At 67.7% G+C, this 13996-nt stretch carries 15 protein-coding genes; 9 read left to right on the top strand and 6 right to left on the bottom strand.

The genetic code is table 11. The features are described 5' to 3' along the window. Positions 1–51 precede the first annotated feature (51 nt). Both AB4Z55_RS23785 and AB4Z55_RS23780 read right to left on the bottom strand, forming a co-directional pair. Positions 52–534, bottom strand: a complete 483-nt coding sequence (locus AB4Z55_RS23785) for a nucleoside deaminase (protein ID WP_239403243.1) — start codon at positions 532–534, stop codon at positions 52–54. 56 nt (positions 535–590) lie between these two features. Beyond that, positions 591–1346, bottom strand: a complete 756-nt coding sequence (locus AB4Z55_RS23780) for a DUF6882 domain-containing protein (RefSeq protein ID WP_004020633.1) — start codon at positions 1344–1346, stop codon at positions 591–593. Between the two features lie 176 nt (positions 1347–1522). Between AB4Z55_RS23780 and AB4Z55_RS23775 the strand changes: the two genes are divergently transcribed. The 3 genes from AB4Z55_RS23775 (at position 1523) to purB (ending at position 4107) form a co-directional block, all read left to right on the top strand. Continuing rightward, the gene (locus AB4Z55_RS23775; protein ID WP_174316846.1) at positions 1523–2116 is read left to right on the top strand and encodes a TetR/AcrR family transcriptional regulator; all 594 of its coding nucleotides are present in this window, start codon (positions 1523–1525) and stop codon (positions 2114–2116) included. A gap of 104 nt (positions 2117–2220) precedes the next feature. Beyond that, on the top strand, positions 2221–2604 hold the full coding sequence (locus tag AB4Z55_RS23770) for a hypothetical protein (RefSeq protein ID WP_239403237.1): 384 nt from the start codon (positions 2221–2223) through the stop codon (positions 2602–2604). Positions 2605–2679: 75 nt separating this feature from the next. After that, entirely contained in the window at positions 2680–4107 is a 1428-nt protein-coding gene (gene purB, locus AB4Z55_RS23765; protein ID WP_369520707.1) for an adenylosuccinate lyase, read from the top strand. Between the two features lie 13 nt (positions 4108–4120). Here the strand turns inward: purB and AB4Z55_RS23760 are convergent, their stop codons facing one another. After that, positions 4121–4408 (bottom strand): SelT/SelW/SelH family protein, encoded by a 288-nt coding sequence (locus AB4Z55_RS23760; protein WP_369520706.1) that lies wholly within the window; start codon positions 4406–4408, stop codon positions 4121–4123. Between the two features lie 61 nt (positions 4409–4469). Here AB4Z55_RS23760 and AB4Z55_RS23755 point away from each other — a divergent pair, with 61 nt between their 5' ends. Together AB4Z55_RS23755 and AB4Z55_RS23750 are read left to right on the top strand one after the other, a co-directional pair. Beyond that, on the top strand, positions 4470–5366 hold the full coding sequence (locus AB4Z55_RS23755) for a phosphoribosylaminoimidazolesuccinocarboxamide synthase (RefSeq protein WP_369520705.1): 897 nt from the start codon (positions 4470–4472) through the stop codon (positions 5364–5366). Next, entirely contained in the window at positions 5366–7549 is a 2184-nt protein-coding gene (locus AB4Z55_RS23750; protein WP_369520704.1) for a S9 family peptidase, read from the top strand. The genes AB4Z55_RS23755 and AB4Z55_RS23750 overlap by 1 nt, the downstream gene beginning before the upstream one ends. A gap of 69 nt (positions 7550–7618) precedes the next feature. Here AB4Z55_RS23750 and AB4Z55_RS23745 read toward each other — a convergent pair whose 3' ends face one another. Further along, complete coding sequence (locus AB4Z55_RS23745) at positions 7619–9166, bottom strand: DHA2 family efflux MFS transporter permease subunit (protein WP_354560801.1); 1548 nt, start codon at positions 9164–9166, stop codon at positions 7619–7621. 138 nt (positions 9167–9304) lie between these two features. Further along, entirely contained in the window at positions 9305–9811 is a 507-nt protein-coding gene (locus tag AB4Z55_RS23740; RefSeq protein ID WP_239400308.1) for a MarR family winged helix-turn-helix transcriptional regulator, read from the bottom strand. A 126-nt stretch (positions 9812–9937) separates the two neighbouring features. Here AB4Z55_RS23740 and AB4Z55_RS23735 point away from each other — a divergent pair, with 126 nt between their 5' ends. The 4 genes from AB4Z55_RS23735 (at position 9938) to AB4Z55_RS23720 (ending at position 12752) form a co-directional block, all read left to right on the top strand. Next, complete coding sequence (locus AB4Z55_RS23735; RefSeq protein ID WP_004020747.1) at positions 9938–10420, top strand: glutathione peroxidase; 483 nt, start codon at positions 9938–9940, stop codon at positions 10418–10420. A 95-nt stretch (positions 10421–10515) separates the two neighbouring features. Beyond that, positions 10516–10755: a phosphoribosylformylglycinamidine synthase subunit PurS gene (gene purS, locus AB4Z55_RS23730; protein ID WP_004020746.1), complete on the top strand. Its 240-nt coding sequence runs from the start codon at positions 10516–10518 to the stop codon at positions 10753–10755. A 9-nt stretch (positions 10756–10764) separates the two neighbouring features. Continuing rightward, complete coding sequence (gene purQ, locus AB4Z55_RS23725) at positions 10765–11445, top strand: phosphoribosylformylglycinamidine synthase subunit PurQ (RefSeq protein ID WP_004020745.1); 681 nt, start codon at positions 10765–10767, stop codon at positions 11443–11445. Positions 11446–11459: 14 nt separating this feature from the next. Further along, complete coding sequence (locus AB4Z55_RS23720) at positions 11460–12752, top strand: M18 family aminopeptidase (protein ID WP_369520703.1); 1293 nt, start codon at positions 11460–11462, stop codon at positions 12750–12752. Positions 12753–13052: 300 nt separating this feature from the next. On the opposite strand, the gene AB4Z55_RS23715 is transcribed toward AB4Z55_RS23720, so the two are convergent. Then, entirely contained in the window at positions 13053–13817 is a 765-nt protein-coding gene (locus AB4Z55_RS23715) for a lytic transglycosylase domain-containing protein (RefSeq protein ID WP_239400304.1), read from the bottom strand. Positions 13818–13996 lie beyond the last annotated feature (179 nt).

Raw genomic sequence — 13996 nt, 5'->3', positions numbered from 1 at the left:
CTCGCCGCAACGGATCGTCGACCGACGCGCATCGATGTGAGGAATCTCCTCTCAGCTGTGCTGCCAGAAACCGGCGTGCACCTCCCGTGCGGCGTCGAGAGCGAACGGGCCGCGGACGACGATCGGCCGGCTGCCCGCCTCGAAGATCCGGCGGCACGGCATCGCCAGTGTCGGATTCGCCGGGTCGTCGCCGGTCATCTCCCGCAGTTCGTCCTCACCGAGTGCGTAGACGACCGTACCGATCCCGGCCCAGTAGATCGCTCCGGCACACATCGCGCACGGTTCGGTGCTGGTGTAGAGCGTCAGCCCGCCGCGGGTGACGAGGTCGAGGTGCCCGACCGCGCGTACGACGTTGGTCTCGGCGTGCCCGGTCGGGTCACCTGCGGTGTCGACGGTGTTCATGCCCTCGGCCACCACGCTGCCGTCCGGCGCGACCAGGAGCGAACCGAACGGGTGATCGCCGCGCGCGCGGGCCTCGGCGGCCAGCTCGATCGCGCGTCGGAGATGGGTGTCGTCGCGACTGTCGGTGGACATGTCCCCGATGGTCGCATGGGTCGCCGGTGATGCGGGCCCGGTGTGGGATGCGCGGCTCAGTGCTGCCCGACGAGCTCGCAGCTGAAGTCGATCGGCCGCGCGCGCCGGTCGAACTCCACGTGCGCCACCGACTCGCCGTCGGTGACGTCGCAGATCGGCGATCGGCCGCCGTCGGTGCCTGCCCGCCAGCTGATGTGCCATCCGCGCCGCGCGGCCATCCCGTGGATCGCCACCCGATGATCGTTGACCGCAAGAGATCTCATCACGGTCGGCATCGTCGTGGCGAAGTCGGCGAAGCTCGGCTCGGGGAGTGCGACGTCGTCGAGGAGGTACACGGCGAGTTCCCCGTCGTCGAGCCGTCCCGTCCAGTAGGGACTGATCCCGGTGCTCTCGACCGCGGCGGCGGCGACGATGTCGATCGCCTGCGCCCGGCAGTCGATGACCTCGTCGCGAGACAGGTTGGGCGGCAACGGTACCCGAGGCGTCGCGAAGTCGTCGACGCCGAATCGGGCGCCCACGTCCCGCAGCGCCGAGGCGGGGCCGGACGGTTCGCCGCGTGGATGGGCCCACCCCCACACGATCGCGTCCGCCTCGATCACCGCGATCAGGGTGGCGCGCGACCGGACCGAGTCGTGGTGCCCGTCTTGACCGGTGGGGGCGGTGGCGGTGAAGACGACGGCCCGCTCGGCGGGGTCGCAGCGCGCCTCGAAGCTGCCCAGCCGTTCGCGGAGGTGATCGGCGAACGCGACCTGTCGCAGACAGGTGTAGAGCGCCGCGTAATCGGCGACAGCGTGGAGGCCGTCGAACTGCATGCGCTCACGGTAACCGCGGGCCCGGTCGTCGTACCCCGGTGTCCGATGTCCGACTGACGCCCCCGGTCGCGCGTTGTCGGAGGTCAGCGGACTTATACGGGAATCAGACTGTGTGTGCATCGCTTTGGTGAAAGCGATACGGCGGTACCGGCCCTTTGGCAGCATGAACATCCATGATGACCTCGGCGGCGACACCGAAGGGTGTGCGGCGGCGGTCTCGATTGATCGAGGCTGCCGGCGAGCTGTTGCTCGAAGGCGGCTTCGACGCCGTACGTCATCGCGCGGTGGCCGAGCGGGCGCAACTCCCGCTGGCGTCGACGACCTACTATTTCGGCTCCCTCGATGACTTGATGGCCGAGGCCGCCGCCCACCTGTGCGCCCACGACGAGACCGCAGTCTCCGCCCGCTGCAACGCTCTTCCGCGCCGGCATCGCGGGAGCACGGCGACGGCGGCCGCGCTCGCCGACGTCTTCGTCGGCTCCGACACGACACTCCAGCAACTGTCCGCGCGGTACGAGATGATCGCGCTCGCGGCGCGTCACCCCCTTTTGCGCGACGTCGTCGCCGCGCGCGGACAGTCGCTGGCGTTTCATCACTGCGAGGTCCTGGTCAAATCTCACCGCGTCGCCGACCCGGTGCACATCGCGCAACTGATCGGCATCGAGGACGGTGCCATCGTCGGCGCGCTGGCCCAGACCGCGGTCCGGCCCGTCGATGCGGTGCGCGACGCACTGCTCGATGTCGTCGACGTCCTCGCCCCGCGTGAGTGACCGCGACGAACCTCGCGAATAGGCCGCGCCATCGGGGCGACGATGACACGATGGGGCGTCAGGTCACCGACGGGGAAGGGGATCGAGTGTCGGGACGACGCTGGATGGTGAGGATCGGGGTCGCGCTCGGCGCGGCGGTGATGAGCACGACCGCGCTCCTGGTGCCGTCGGCACAGGCGGCGCCGGCCGGCCGGGTCGATGCATCGGTCCCGCTCTCCTCGGCGGTCTACGGCACCGGCTGTACGTATCCGCTGACCGTGGCCGTCAACTCCTCGGGCTGGGTGGAGTTCTTCGAGGTCAAGGCGGGCTTGCCGCCGCGCTTCGTGGGACGCGACCTGCCCCAGGGTGCGCTCGCCTCCACCACCTGGGTCCCGCAGCGCATCGGTGACAAATACCTGTACGCGGTGCAGAACGGGAAGGTCTCCCAGCCGACGTTCGTCCGCGTTCGCCAGGGCTACGGGTCGAACGGATCGTGCGTGGCCTTCTGACGCCGACCGACGTCTCACCGCAGGCGGCCCGAGCAGGGTTTCGGTCTGACCTCGGTCGCGACCTACACTGGGCGGGTGTCGAAGCCCGTCATCGCCAACGTCCTGGCCAGTCGCTATGCCTCCGCCGATCTCGCCGAGCTGTGGTCGGCGAGCACCAAGATCGAACTCGAACGGCGGCTGTGGATCGCGGTCCTCAAAGCCCAACGTGACCTCGGCATCGACGTACCGTCCGACGCCATCGCCGACTACGAGCGCGTCGTCGACCAGGTCGACCTTGCCTCGATCGCCGAACGTGAACGGGTCACCCGCCACGATGTGAAGGCCCGGATCGAGGAGTTCAACGCCCTCGCCGGTCACGAGCAGATCCACAAGGGCATGACGAGCCGGGACCTCACCGAGAACGTCGAGCAGCTGCAGATCCTGCGTTCCCTCGAGCACGTCCACGCCCACGGGGTCGCGGTGCTGGCGCGGATCGTCGCCCTGGCGGCCGACTACTCGTCGACGGTCATGGCCGGACGCAGCCACAACGTCGCCGCCCAGGCCACCACTCTCGGCAAGCGATTCGCCTCGGCCGCCGACGAACTCATGATCTCGCTCACCCGCCTGCGCGAGCTCGTCGACCGCTACCCGCTGCGCGGGATCAAGGGTCCGATGGGCACCTCGCAGGACATGCTCGACCTGCTCGGCGGCGACGCCGCCAAGCTCGCCGACCTCGAGGACCGCGTCGCCACCCATCTCGGGTTCGCGCGCTCGTTCACCTCGGTCGGCCAGATCTATCCGCGGTCGCTCGACCACGACGTGGTGTCCGCCCTCGTGCAGGTGGCCGCGGCGCCCTCGTCGCTGGCACACACCATCCGGCTGATGGCCGGCCACGAGCTGGTGACCGAGGGCTTCCAGCCCGGCCAGGTCGGCAGCTCGGCGATGCCGCACAAGATGAACACCCGCAGCTGTGAGCGCGTCAACGGACTCGCCGTCGTGCTCCGGGGATACGGCTCGATGGCCGCGGAACTGGCCGGGGCGCAGTGGAACGAGGGTGACGTCTTCTGCTCGGTCGTCCGTCGGGTGGCTCTGCCCGATGCCTTCTTCGCGATCGACGGCCTGATGGAGACCTTCCTGACCGTTCTCGCCGAGTTCGGCGCATACCCGGCGGTGATCGCCAACGAACTCGACCGCTATCTCCCGTTCCTGGCGACCACCAAGGTCCTGATGGCCGCGGTGCGCGCCGGCGTCGGCCGGGAGACCGCACACGAGGCGATCAAGGAGAACGCGGTCGCGGTGGCGCTCGCCATGCGCGAGGAGGGACGCGAACCCGATCTCCTCGACCGGCTGGCCGCCGACGACCGCATCCCGCTCGACCGCGCCCAGCTCGAGGAGTTGCTGGCCGACAAGACCGCCTTCGTGGGTGCCGCCGAGCAGCAGGTCTCCGACGTCATCGCGGCTGCGGAGAAGATCATCGGGCAGTACCCCGACGCCGCAGGCTACTCCCCGGCGCCGATTCTCTAGTAAGTCGGCGCACTCACTCGGGGGCGGCGGCGTCGGAGTGGCCGAGATTCCAGTCCGGGAGCGCGGTGTCGCGGACCCGTCGCTTGAGTTCGGGAGCGCCGGGGAAGCCGCCGTCGCGCTTGCGTTCCCAGATCATGGTGCCGTCGACCTCGATGACGAACACGCCGCCGGTGCCGGGGACGAGTGTCACCGAGCCGATCTCGGTGCCGAAGGTGTTCAGCAGTTCCGAGGCCATCCACGACGCCCGCAACAGCCAATTGCACTGTGTGCAGTAGGTGATGGTGATGTGGGGTGCAGTCATCGGTCCAGAATGTCAGAGCCTGCCGCCGCAGGCGCCCCGGTGACCCTCTAGGGTCGAGTCCATGCGTCCTGAACTGCAGACCTACCGTCATCTGGCGTCGGGGAAGGTCCGCGAGATCTACGAGATCGACGCCGACACCCTGCTGCTGGTGGCGTCCGACCGGATCTCGGCCTACGACCACATCCTCAGTCCCGCGATCCCAGATAAGGGGCGCATCCTGACGGCGATGAGCTTCTACTGGTTCGACGAGCTCGGGGTACCCAACCACCTGGCCGGCGGTCCCACCGACGACCGCATCCCGGCACCGGTCGTGGGTCGTTCGATGGTGGTCCGCCGTCTGCCCATGGTGCAGGTCGAATGTGTGGCCCGCGGCTATCTGACCGGGTCGGCCCTGCTCGACTATCAGTCGACCGGATCTGTGTGCGGCGTCGAACTGCCCGCGGGTCTGTCGGAGGCGAGCAAGCTTCCCGAGCCGATCTTCACCCCGGCGACCAAGGCCGAGCAGGGCGAACACGACGAGAACATCAGTTTCGAGCGGGTCGTCGAACAGGAGGGGGAGGAGCTGGCGCAGGCACTGCGGTCGGCCACCCTCGACATCTACGCGCGGGGTGCGGCGGTCGCCGCAGAGCGCGGGATCATCCTCGCCGACACCAAGTTCGAGTTCGGCCGCGGGACCGACGGCGAGCTCGTGCTCGCCGACGAGGTGCTCACCCCCGACTCGTCCCGGTACTGGGAGGCCGCCACCTATGAGGCGGGCAGGGTGCAGCCGAGCTTCGACAAGCAGATCGTGCGGAACTGGCTGACGAGCGCGGAATCCGGATGGGACCGGGCGTCCGACGTCGCGCCGCCGACGCTGCCCGACGACGTCGTGGAGCGTACGCGACAACGGTATATCGATGCCTACGAATGGATTTCGCAGAAGTCCTTCGCCGACTGGCCCGACGCAGAGGTGATCTGATGACCGACGAGAAGCAGGACGCGACCGCTCCGGTGGTGACCCCGCCGGTCGCCAAGAAGGTGCCCGCCGAGCGCACCCACCATGGCGACACCTTCGTCGACGACTACGAATGGTTGCGCGACAAGGATGATCCCGAGGTGATCGCCTACCTCGAGGCACAGAACGCCTTCACCGAATCGCAGACCGCCCAACTGGCGGACCTGCGCACCCAGATCTTCGGCGAGATCAAGAGTCGTACCAAGGAAACCGACATGTCGGTGCCCAACCGGCGCGGCCGATACTGGTACTACGGGCGAACCCATGAGGGCAAACAGTATTCGACGTCCTGCCGGTGTCCGATCCGGTCCGACGACGACTGGACCCCGCCGGAGGTCGGCGACGACCCGCTGCCCGGCGAGGAGATCCTGCTCGACGCCAACGTCGAGGCGGAGGGCCATGACTTCTTCAGCCTCGGCGCGCTGACCGTCAGCGACGACGGGAACTGGCTCGCCTACAGCATCGACGTCGTCGGAGACGAGCGATACACGCTGCGGGTGAAAGACCTTCGGAGTGGCGAGTTGCTTCCCGACGAGGTGCGCGACACCTCGGGCGGGGCGGTCTGGTCGGCGGACGCCCGGCACGTCTTCTATTCGACGGTCGACGCCGCGTGGCGTCCGGACACGGTGTGGCGCCACGACATCGGCGCCGGAACATCGGACGTCAAGGTCTTCCACGAGCCGGACGAACGGTTCTGGGTCGGGATGGGCACCACGCGGAGTGACAAGTTCCTGGTCATCGGCGTCGGTTCGAAGATCACGTCGGAGAGCTACCTGCTCGCCGCCGACGATCCCACCGGCGAATTCCGCAGCGTCGCACCACGAGTGGAAGGCGTCGAGTACAGCGTCGAGCATGCCGTCATCGACGGTGCCGACTACCTGGTCATCGTCCACAACGGAGTCGGGGCCGGGGAGGACCGCGACGGCGCGAAGGCGGAGAACTTCGCCATCGATCTCGCGCCGGTTGCCGACCCGTCGGACCGGCGACCGCTCATCGCGCACGATCCGCAGCGCCGGATCGAGGACCTCGACGCCTTCGCGGACTACCTGGTCCTGTCCTACCGCCTGGATGCGCTGCCGCGGTTGGCGATCGCCGACCTCAGACAGATCGACGGCATCCCGGCCGAGTCGGACTTCCGGGAGGTCACCTTCGATCAGGAGCTGAGTTCGGCGGGCCTCGGGGCCAACCCGGAATGGCGTGCCCCCAAGCTGCGCATCGGGTACGGCAGTTTCATCGAGCCGGCCGAACTGTTCGAACTCGACGTCGCCTCCGGTGAGCGGACCCTGCTCAAGCGGCAGCCGGTGCTGGGCGGTTACGACCCGGCCGATTACGTCCAGTCCCGGGAGTGGGCCGTCGCCGACGACGGCACCCGGATCCCGCTGTCGGTGGTGCGCCGCAAGGAGACCGACGCCGCCACACCCGCGCCGTTGCTGCTGTACGGCTACGGCTCCTACGAGGCGAGCATCGACCCGTACTTCTCGGTGGCGCGACTGTCGATGCTCGACCGCGGCATGGTGTTCGTCCTGGCCCACATCCGTGGCGGTGGCGAGATGGGTCGCCACTGGTACGAGAACGGCAAGGAGCTCAGCAAGCGCAACACCTTCACCGACTTCGTCGCGGCGGCCCGCCATCTCGTCGACGCCGGGTGGACGACGCCGCAGCAGATGGTCGCCGAGGGCGGGTCCGCGGGTGGGTTGCTGATGGGCGCGGTGGCCAACCTGGCGCCCGAGCTGTTCAACGGGATCCTGGCGTCGGTGCCGTTCGTCGACGCACTCAACTCGATCCTCGATCCGTCGCTGCCCCTCACGGTGATCGAGTGGGACGAATGGGGTGACCCGTTGCACGACCCCGAGGTCTACCGGTACATGAAGACCTACACCCCCTACGAGAACGTCGACGCCAAGCCGTACCCGCCCATCCTCGCGCAGACGTCGCTGAACGACACCCGGGTGCTGTTCACCGAGGCGGCGAAATGGGTTGCGCGGCTCCAGGAGAAGACGACCTCCGACAATCCGGTCCTGCTCAAGACCGAGATGTCGGCCGGTCACGGCGGCGTCAGCGGACGCTACAAGCAGTGGGAAGAGGTCGCGTTCGAGCTGGCGTGGATCCTCCAGCAGTCGGGTGCGCTCGACACCTCCGCTGGTTGAGCTTGTCGAAACCACACAAAGCCCCGTTCGACTTCACGTCGGACGGGGCTTTGTGATGTCAACCAGAGATCAGTGCATCATGATCGGCCCGCGGTCCAAGTCCTCTTCGGTCAGCTGGGAGGCGATCTTCTTGCGGGGCAGGAAGAACGCGGGGATCAGCGTGAGCACGATCAGGACAACCGAGATGGTGAACGTGTTGGAGAACACGTCTGCGGCTGTCTCGAAGAACGACTGCGGCAGCGGGTCCGGCACTCCCGGCGGCAACGGTGCGTCGGAGGTGTTGGCCATGATCGCCAGTCCCGCCTCGGGGCGGCTCGCGAGGCTGCTGGCCAGGATCACCGAGATCACCGCGGTACCGATCGAGGTCGCCGACTGCTGGATCACGTTGAGCAGCGTCGAGCCGTCGGGAACCTGGGAATTCTTCAGGGTGGCCAGGGCCGAGGACATGATCGGCATCATCGTCATGCCCATACCGAGACCCTGCACGAACAGCGACCCGCAGATCAGCCAATACGACGTGTCCGCGCCGAGGAACATGAACGTACTCAGGCCCAGCACGATCAGGACGATGCCGACGAGCACGAACTTGCCCGGCCCCATCTTGTCGGTGAGACGACCGGCGATCGGCATGGTGAGCATGGCGCCGATTCCCTGCGGTGCCAGCAGCAGGCCGGCGGCCAGCGTGGACTCGCCGCGCACGCCGATGAAGTACTGCGGGAACAGCAGCGCCGCACCGAAGAACGCGATCATGAACAGCACCATGGTGACGACCGAGATGCTGAGTGTGCGGTTGGCGAACAACCGCAGGTCGAGCAGCGGGTTCTTCTTGCGCAGGGCGTGGAAGATGAAGGCGCCGATGAGGATCGCGCCGACGATGGTCGGCACGAGGACCGAGGCCGTCACGAAGGTCCGGTGCTCGGCGCTCGAGGAGATGCCGAACAGGAAGAGTGCGAGGCCCGGCGAGAGCAGGAGCAGGCCGACGACGTCGATCGAGGAGCGCTTGGTCTCGGCGTCGTCGCGCAGGACGATCCAGGAGAAGATCAGGGCGCCGATGCCGATCGGGACGTTGATCAGGAAGATCCAGTGCCAGCTGAGCTGCTCGATGAGGACGCCGCCCAGGATCGGGCCCGAGATCGGGCCGAGGAGCATCGGGATACCGAGGACGGCCATGACCGAGCCGACCCGCTCGGGTCCGGCGGCCTTGGTCAGCATCATCATGCCGATGGGCATCAGCATGCCGCCGCCGAGGCCCTGGATCACGCGGAACGCGACGAGCATCCCGATGTTCGGCGCCAGCGCGCACAGCACCGATCCCAGGGTGAACAGGACCAGGGAGACGAGGTAGACCTTCTTGGTGCCGAAACGCGAAGCGGCCCAGCTCGACAGCGGGATCACCGCGGCCAGCGCCAGGGTGTAGCCGGTCGCCGTCCAGGCGGCGCCCGCGGCATCGGTGCCGAATTCCTGCTGGAAGGTGTTCTGCGCGACGGCCACCACGGTGACGTCGAGGATCGACATGATCGCACCGAGCACGACCACGCCGGCGACCATGAGGACGTGTCGGTCCAGCTTGGTGTCCGGTGGGCCCTCGTGCAGGTGGCCACCTGTGGATGAAGTCATTCGGGTGTTCCTATCGGTCGGACGAGAGATGAGCGTGCCGCGGTCACCCGCGGGGTGATCGTCTGTCGGGCTCGATCGACCCGTGCGGGGTCGAGTGAGGCGGTCAGGGGATCAGTGGGTCGATGTCGAGGCGAGGGGTCATGAGGCCTGCCGTCCATCGGAGGGCAGACAGAAATGGTCGACGGCGTCGTCGACGATCGGACGCAGGGCCGTGCAGAGGTTGTCCCGCATGTCTGTCGGCAGGTTGGCGACGAAGTGCCGGATGGTCCCGCGCTTCACGGCCAGGTGGGTCTCGAGGTAGCGCCGCCCCGCGTCGGTGAGGGAGATGCGCTTGACCCGTCGGTCGGATGGGTCCTCGCGACGGTCGACCAGATCGCAGCCGACCAGTTTGTCCACTGTGCGGCCCGCGGCTGCGAGGGACAGCTGTACCTGATCGGCGATGGCGTTCACCGACAACGGGCCGGGCTGGCAGGCGAGTGCGGAGAGGATGCGCAACTGAGAGAACGTGATGTCGGTGGCTGCCAGGCTCTCCAGTGTCTCCGGCCGGCCCAGGTCGATGAGGCGCTCGAGAAAGGCGTTGAGCGCCGTCGATGCAGCGTTCACCGACTCGTCGGCACCGCTGTACGACCTGCAATCTCCGGACACCCGAAGATGCTAACCCGAATGCAACTATTGCAGAAACGCAATTAAGCGTGACCTTGGGCATACGTCACGACGTCCTGTGACCCACGTCTCCGGATGAACCGGCGGGCGCCGTCTAATCTGGCGTCTATGGCCAACATCAAGGACATCCCGGTTTCCGCCCTCGACGGCTCCGACGTCTCGCTGAACGACTTCGGCGGACCGCTTCTCGTTGTGAACGTCGCCAGCAAGTGCGGACTCACCCCGCAGTACGCCGGCCTCGAAGAGCTCGCGAAGACGTACGGCGACAAGGGCCTCACCGTCGTCGGAGTGCCCTGCAACCAGTTCATGGGACAGGAGCCCGGCACCGCCGAGGAGATCGCCACCTTCTGCTCGGCGACCTACGGTGTGACGTTCCCGCTGCTGGAGAAGACCGACGTGAACGGCGACGATCGCCACCCGCTGTACGCCGAACTCACCCGGCACGCCGACGCCGACGGCGAGGCGGGTGACATCCAATGGAATTTCGAGAAGTTTCTCGTCAACGCCGACGGGGAGGTCGTCAACCGCTTCCGTCCGCGCACCGAGCCCACCGACCCGACGGTCATCGCCGCCATCGAATCCGTGCTCTGAGGCGATTTGGCGCACCCGGTAAGCTGACCGGCGTGAACTGATCGGAAATCACCGATCAGGCGACAACCGACCAGCAGACATTTGAGGAGCGGTCCATGGCGCGAGTGGTGGTCGACGTGATGCCCAAAGCCGAGATTCTCGACCCCCAGGGCCAGGCCATCGTCGGCGCCCTGGGCCGGCTCGGGTTCAGCGGTATCGGCGACGTCCGTCAGGGCAAGCGATTCGAACTCGAGGTCGACGACTCGGTGGATGACACGACACTCGAGCGCATCGCCGAAGAACTCCTGACCAACACGGTCATCGAGAACTTCAACGTCTCGCGCGTCGCGGAGTAGAGGACAGCCATGACAGCTCGTATCGGGGTCATCACCTTCCCCGGAACCCTCGACGACGTCGACGCGGCCCGCGCGGTCCGGCTCGCCGGTGCCGAGCCGGTGTCGTTGTGGCACGGCGACGCCGACCTCAAGGGGGTCGACGCGATCATCGTGCCCGGCGGCTTCTCCTACGGCGACTACCTGCGTGCGGGTGCCATCGCGCGGTTCGCGCCGGTCATGGGTTCGGTCGTCGAGGCGGCGGGCAAGGGGATGCCGATCCTCGGCATCTGCAACGGTTTCCAGGTGCTCTGTGAGGCCGGGTTGCTGCCGGGCGCTCTCACCCGCAACGAGGGGCTGCACTTCATCTGTCGCGACGAGTGGCTGCGCGTCGAGTCGAACACCACCGCGTGGACGACCCGCTTCGAGCAGGGCGCGGAGATCCTGATCCCGCTCAAGTCGGGCGAGGGTCGTTACGTGGCCTCGCAGCGCAAGCTCGAGGAGCTCGAAGGGGAGGGCCTGGTCGTGTTCCGGTTCCCGGAGCGCAACCCCAACGGCTCGGCCCTCGAGATCGCCGGGATCTCCAGTCCCAACGGACGGATCGTCGGCCTGATGCCGCACCCCGAGCACGCCACCGAGCCGCTCACCGGTCCGAGCGACGACGGTCTCGGACTCTTCTACTCGGTGATCGACTCGGTTCTCGCCTCGGTGTGAGCGCAGCTTCGCCGATGAGTGCGTCCGCCCGGATCCCGACCAGCGCGACCGCGCGTGGGCTCGGAGAATTCGTCGATGCGTCCCCGTCGCCGTTCCACGTCTGTGCGACGGTGGCTCGGGAACTCGAGAACGCCGGTTACACACGGCTTTTCGAGGACCAGGAGTGGGCGGAAGCCGACCTGAGCGCGCCGTCGGCGCGGCATTACGTGATCCGCGGCGGCTCCATCATCGCGTGGGAGACCGGGCAGGCCGGAGCCTTCCGCATCGTCGGCGGGCACACCGACAGCCCCAACCTGCGGCTCAAGCAGCATCCGGACCGTTCGTCGGCCGGGGTTGCGATGGTCGCGCTCGAGCCCTATGGCGGCGCCTGGCTCAACTCGTGGCTGGACCGCGATCTGGGCCTGTCCGGCCGCCTCGCATACCGGTCGGGAAACTCGGTGGCGCACACGCTGGTTCACGTGACCGAGCCGATCGTGCGGGTGCCCCAGCTCGCGATCCATCTGGCCGAGGATCGCAAGGGCGTCTCGCTCGATCCGCAGCGGCACGTCAACGCCGTGTGGGGGATCGGCGACGAGGTGCCCGACGTCCTGGGCTGGGTGTCGGAGTATGCGGGGATCGATCCCGATGCGCTCCTCGGCTGGGAACTCATGACCCACGACGTGGCACCGTCGGCGATCATCGGTGCCAATGGAAACCTGCTCAGCGCACCCCGATTGGACAACCAGGGCACCTGTTACGCGGGTATGCGGGCCCTGCTCGACGCCGGGTCGTCGACGAATACGAAGATGCTGGTGCTGTTCGACCACGAAGAGGTCGGCAGCGGTTCCGAGCGCGGCGCGGCGTCGGACTTCCTGGGTTCGATCTGTGAGCGAATCGTGCTGGCGCGGGGCGGATCACGTGCGGACTTCCTTCGGACGATGGCGGCGAGCGTCTGCCTGTCCGGGGACATGGCCCACGCGACCCACCCGAACTATCCCGAACGGCACGAACCCGGCCACCGCATCTCGATCGGCGGCGGCCCGGTGCTCAAGGTGAACCAGAATCTGCGCTACGCGTCGGATGCGATGGGCGAAGCCATCTTCGCGCTCGCCTGCGATGCAGCGGGGGTGCCGATGCAGCGGTACGTCCACCGGGCGGATCTGCCGTGCGGCTCGACGATCGGGCCGATCACGGCATCACGCACGGGCCTCACGACGATCGACGTCGGCGCGCCGCAACTCGCGATGCACTCCGCGCGCGAGCTCATGGGCGCCGACGACGTGCCGATGTATTCGGCTGCGCTGCAGGCGTTCCTGACACAGGACTGACGGGCGAAGGCTGTACCTGCGGCCTGGCGGCCGTCGTGGTACACGAACGAACCGCCAGCTGGCGCCGAGTTATTCTGCTCCCTGAGGTGCGAGCGGAGCGAGCCACGAAGGGTTCCGCAAGGTATCTCACCAGGCCCTTCGTGGCTCGTCGCTTACGCTCCTCGCACCTCAGGGAGCAGTGGGGGCGTCGGTCACGCTCCTCGCACCTCAGGGAGCAGTGGGGGCGTCGCTATCGCTCCTCGCACCTCAGGGAGCAGTGGGGGCGTCGGTTACGCTCCTCGCACGTCCGGGGTGGCGCGATCAGTATTCGCGGGCGAACCCGAGGACCTTGTTCACGTAGTCCATCGAGTTGTTGTACCGCAGCACGGCAGTCACCAGCGAGGACGAGTCCCGCAGGTCGAGGTCTTCGTCGCACAGGTAGTTCGCGGTGGTCAGCGCGGCGTCGAAGATGTTCTGCGGGTCGGACTTTCCGTCGCCGTTGCCGTCGGCGGCGTACATCTTCCACGTCGACGGCAGGAATTGCATCGGGCCGACCGCGCGGTCATAGACGGGGTCGCCGTCGAGCTCGCCGCGGTCGGTGTCCCCGATGACCTGGTTGCCGGCGAGGGAACCGTCGAGGCGCGGGCCGAAGATCGCGCTGCGCAGCACCCCGTCGGGGTTCACGTTGCCCTGATCGGCGTGATGGGACTCGACGCGACCGATTCCGGCGATGACCTTCCAGTCGATCCCGCAGCGCGGATGAGTGCTCGTGACGGCCTTCGCAGCGGACTCATAGGCGTCGTAGTTGGTCACCGGGACCGCACCGGTCGTCACGCTGGCCGGGCGGACCGGTGGCGGCGGGGGAGTCGGAGCGATCGGGTGCGCTCGGACGGCCGGCGTCACCGACGGGGGCGCGGTGGTGGCCTCGGGCGCGGGCTGGGGTGCCGACACCGGCGTCGGCGCCAACGTGTGACCGGAGAGCTCGGCCCCGGCCGTGGCCGCGCCGGCGAGAACGCCCACCGGCAGGAGGGCGGTGGCCCACAACGGTGTGCGTGACCTCTTCCGTGGCTTGGAGTGCTTACCCAAAACTGATCGACCTCGCGTGTACATCTCGTGGTTCGTGCTTGCGGAACCGAGCCGACCGTACACGCGGCCGTGAGCAAAGCGTTACCTTGTCGTGATCAATTCAGGTCTGGACTCGTCGGCACGTTTGTGTCGTTGCAGGTGAGCGATGGGCCGAAAGTCCTCTGTGAGACGGCCCACAG

Origin of the sequence: Gordonia sp. ABKF26 (assembly GCF_041103195.1) — a bacterium.
GTDB lineage: Bacteria > Actinomycetota > Actinomycetes > Mycobacteriales > Mycobacteriaceae > Gordonia > Gordonia terrae.
The sequence above is the reverse complement of the archived record's forward strand: the minus strand, read 5'-3'. Positions and strand labels throughout refer to the sequence as shown.